This window comes from Psychrobacter sp. 1U2 (genome assembly GCF_051847575.1).
In genome coordinates this window covers 1-611 of sequence record NZ_JBPYDC010001391.1, presented here as the reverse complement: position 1 = coordinate 611, position 611 = coordinate 1, and the positions used below count along the sequence as shown (strand labels likewise).

The window sequence follows — 611 nt, the reverse complement described above, 5'->3', positions numbered from 1 at the left end:
ATGAGCAGCTATACGCGCAAGCCCTAGCTCAAGGCACAAATAGATGCGCGACTGATATTGCTCATTTGGCCCATACGCTACATCATACTTTTCAGCACACTATTCATGATGAGTGTCCGTTAGTACTGGTCAGCTTGGTACGAGCAGGTTTGCCAGTTGGGGTATTGTTGCAGCGAGCCTTAGCCGATGCCAATAGCAGCTATGCTTTGTCCAGTGTGCATTATGGCGTCAGCATCATTCGTGATCGCGGTCTTGACTCAGTCGCACTGCAGATGATATTGGAGGCTTATCCAAACAGTCCCATCGTATTTGTCGATGGCTGGACGGGTAAAGGCGCGATTTATCAAGAGCTGGCGCACAGTTTAGAAGCCTTTAGTGACCCCAACCATCCATATTTTGCCAGTATTTATCATCAAGGTAAGGGCACCATTCCTTTATTAACACTGGCTGATCCAGCAGGAGTCGCTTGGCTGGCAGCCAGTACTGATGACTGGCTAATCCCATCAGGATTACTTAATAGTACCGTATCGGGGCTGATCTCTCGTAGTTTGTATACCGAGCCGCAATCAGGGCTACATCGCAGCGTGTTTTATGATAATTTGGTAGAGGCA

1 protein-coding gene is annotated in these 611 nt (G+C 48.3%); it reads left to right on the top strand.

Annotation, left to right across the window (positions count from 1 at the left end):
- Window positions 1–611 (top strand): cysteine protease StiP domain-containing protein (locus tag ACS8FD_RS22265; RefSeq protein WP_439277465.1); only part of this gene is annotated, 611 nt, incomplete at both ends.